Here is a 3,280-nt window from a genome sequence, read left to right as displayed (position 1 = left end):
ACACCGTCCTTGCTAATACGCTGATCGGACAGCGCCATCAGACGTTCCTTGTAGAACGGCGGCAATGACGAGCGGGGAATATCGAAACGTAGATGCACCGCCGAGGCGACCTTGTTGACGTTCTGGCCACCGGCGCCCTGCGCGCGAATCTGGCTGATATCGATTTCCCAATCGGCGAGCGTCACCGTATTGGAGATCTTCAGCATGGTGTAGCCCTCGTGACATGACACGCCGAGCACGACGCGTGAATGATGCGCGACAGACTACACTATTGGCGATGCCTCGGAAGTCGGCGCAAATTACAGGGACTCGTCATCCTGACGCTGTTTAGCGTTCAGGGTGGAGATGTTCGCTGTGTCGCTATGGACACTAACATTTTGATTGGCCTCGCTTTCCGCCACCATGGAGAACGGCAGCAATGCAGAAACGACGATGGTTGCCAGCATCGAGAACAGCTTGTTAAGCGCTTTCATGACCACTCCTGAATTGAGGTAGTGATGCGGCGTTTTGTCGCATTACACTATTAGCATGCTAAAAGAATCACCGCGCGTCAAGTCCCATTCGAGTATCAGGATCCCATGTACCGCCTTGAGGCCTCTTCTCGGGCGAATTCGTTAGCAGAAAAATAATTTTCGAAACAGAGCCACAAAAGTCCTACGTTTTTTACTAAGATAGGGTCGAGAGTTACGACCAAAGACGTAGCCACGGCTCAACCATTTCGCTCATACCCTTTGAGTCTGGCGCAATGCCCCAGCCCAACGGCGGAATAAAAGAGCCAGGTGATCATTCCTGTCCCACAAGGAGACAACAACGCCATGCCACAATCTCGTTCACAAAGATTGGGCGCCATTGTGCTGCTGGTAGCCTCGATCGTCGGGTTTGCCATCGCACTCTATGCCTATTTCACCCCGCTGACCGGGGTCAATGGCACACTTGGCGCGCTTGTCGCCATCCTGGCCAACATCGCCCTGGCCGTCATGGCGCTCATCTTACCTGCACTGAAAGGGAACGCCGGGCGTAACGTGTGGCGCGTGCTGATTTTGCTGGGCCTGGCCGGCACCTTCTTCGCAGCGCTCCTCCTGCACCAATGGTGGATCTGCGTGGCCATGGTGGTCGGCCTGATCGGGCTTATTCTCGATATGGCCCTCGCGACACGCACCGCCCGTCCCGCCCAATCATAAGGAGCCGCCTCATGCCGACATTTAGAACCACCGTGCAACGCCTGGGCACGGCCACCGCGCTGGCGCTTTTCCTGACGCCTTTGCCGCTTCTGGCTCAGGATCAGGACGCTGACCAGGACGCCTCGAGCGCACAAGAGAGCACTCCGTCACAGGCTGCATCCAAGCAAGCTTCGTCCGAATCGATACCGTTGGTCCCCGGCACGCCGACCTGGGATAGCTTCCACGGCCAGCTCAACGCGCAGAAATACAGCCCCCTCGACCAGATCAACGCCGACAATGTCGGTGACCTGGAAAAGGCCTGGGAAGTCCACACCGGCGATGTATCCGATGGCTCGGGCGATCTACCGCCCACCGTCTGGTCCGCAACACCGGTATTCGCCAACGACACGCTCTATATCGGCACGCCGTTCTACCGCATTCTCGCGCTCGACCCCGCCACCGGCGAGCAGAAGTGGAGCTTCGACACCGAGTCCAAGCTCGAAGCAATGACGCAGCCCGCACTCAAGAGTCGTGGTGTCGCCTACTGGGAAGCGGATGATCCGGTCGAAGGCAAGTCCTGCCAGAAGATCGTCTATCTGGGCACGATGGACGCGCAGCTCTTTGCCGTCGATGCCGACACCGGCGAGAAGTGCACTAGCTTCGCCGATAACGGCGTACTGGACGTCAACCAGTGGAATGACACCCACGATAAGTGGCCGCTATCGCTGCTGCAGCCACCGACCGTGGTGGGCGATCACCTGATCCTCGGCTGGGCCGGAAAGGACTGGGCGTTCGAGCAAGCGCCTCCCGGCACCGTGTTCTCCATCAATGCCCGTACCGGCGAACGCGAATGGAGCTTCAACGCCCTTTCCGACGAGATGCGCGAGAAGAGCGGTACCGCCAACGTGTGGACGCACATGTCCGCCGACGAGGAAAACGGCCTCGTGTATCTGCCGATCTCCTCGCCATCTCCCAATTATTGGGGTGGCAATCGCACCGAGGACGCGCCCCTGGCGACCTCGACCACCGCGCTTGACGTCGACACCGGCGAAGTCGTCTGGTCGCGCCAGTGGGTCCACCATGACGTCTGGGACTACGACATCAACTCCGCCCCCACGCTGATGGATATCACGGTGGATGGCGAGGAAATCCCGGCATTGATCCAGGCCACCAAGCAAGGCTTCCTGTTCGTCGTCAACCGCCTGACGGGTGAGGACGTCTGGCCGATCGAAGAGCGCCCGGTACCGCAGGGCGATGGCTCCGTCAAAGGCGAAGAATACGCGGACACGCAACCCTTCCCGACCAAGCCCGCTCCGCTGCTCGACCAATCCGAGAAACCGAAGGTCTGGAAACTCGCCGATGCCGTTGGCGGTGGACAGTGTTCCAAGCTCTGGGACAACCTGACGTATGAAGGCATGTACACGCCGCCCACTACCAAGGGCGAAGGTGCACTGACTTATCCTGATAGCTCCGGCGGTGTGCAATGGGGTGGTGTCGCGTTCGACCCTGTCAGCCAAACGGCCATCGTCAACACCTCGCACATCGTGCAATACGTGAAGCTCTACGAGCGTGAAGCCTACGAGAAAGCCGATAGCGGCTCAGGCAATGAGAGTGGCTTCGCACCGCAGACAGGGGCGCCTTACGGTATGCGTCTCAAGGTGGCACGTAACTGGCTCGGTATGCCGTGCTGGGAGCCACCTTTTGGTGAGATCGTCGCACTCGACATGAAAACCGGTGATGTGAAATGGCGTCGCCCGATCGGCTCCTCGCAGCAGTACGGCTTCTTCATGCCCGAAAGCTGGGGCTCGCCCACCATCGGCGGTCCAGCGGTCACCGCGGGTAACGTGATCTTCATCGGCGGCTCCATCGACGCCAAAATGCGCGCCTACTCACTCGAGACCGGCGAAGAGCTATGGGAAGACCAGGCCGAGGCACCTGGCGTCGCGAACCCTGCCGTGTACGAGTATGAAGGCCGCGAATACGTCGCCTTCGTGGCAGGCGGCAACTCGATCGTGAAAGATCAGGTCGGCGACCAGGTCGTCGTCTACGCGCTGCCGGAGGACGAAGACGAGTAACGACCGTCAGTAAGTGGTAGAGAGCAATATAGAAGTAAAGTAGAA

4 protein-coding genes are annotated in these 3,280 nt (G+C 59.2%); 2 read left to right on the top strand and 2 right to left on the bottom strand.

The annotated features are described in order from the left end of the window. On the bottom strand, positions 1–206 hold a 206-nt coding region (locus OP495_RS16860), incomplete at its 3' end, for an aminoacyl-tRNA hydrolase (RefSeq protein WP_280570895.1). A 93-nt stretch (positions 207–299) separates the two neighbouring features. Further along, positions 300–473, bottom strand: coding sequence for a hypothetical protein (locus OP495_RS16855; RefSeq protein WP_280564470.1), 174 nt, complete (start codon positions 471–473; stop codon positions 300–302). A gap of 342 nt (positions 474–815) precedes the next feature. Between OP495_RS16855 and OP495_RS16850 the strand changes: the two genes are divergently transcribed. Continuing rightward, complete coding sequence (locus tag OP495_RS16850) at positions 816–1,181, top strand: hypothetical protein (protein ID WP_280564468.1); 366 nt, start codon at positions 816–818, stop codon at positions 1,179–1,181. Positions 1,182–1,192: 11 nt separating this feature from the next. Continuing rightward, the gene (locus tag OP495_RS16845) at positions 1,193–3,235 is read left to right on the top strand and encodes a pyrroloquinoline quinone-dependent dehydrogenase (RefSeq protein WP_280570893.1); all 2,043 of its coding nucleotides are present in this window, start codon (positions 1,193–1,195) and stop codon (positions 3,233–3,235) included. Positions 3,236–3,280 lie beyond the last annotated feature (45 nt).

Origin of the sequence: Chromohalobacter sp. 296-RDG, from assembly GCF_029889885.1 — a bacterium.
Taxonomy (GTDB): Bacteria; Pseudomonadota; Gammaproteobacteria; order Pseudomonadales; family Halomonadaceae; genus Chromohalobacter.
This window is presented reverse-complemented; position numbering and strand designations above follow the sequence as displayed.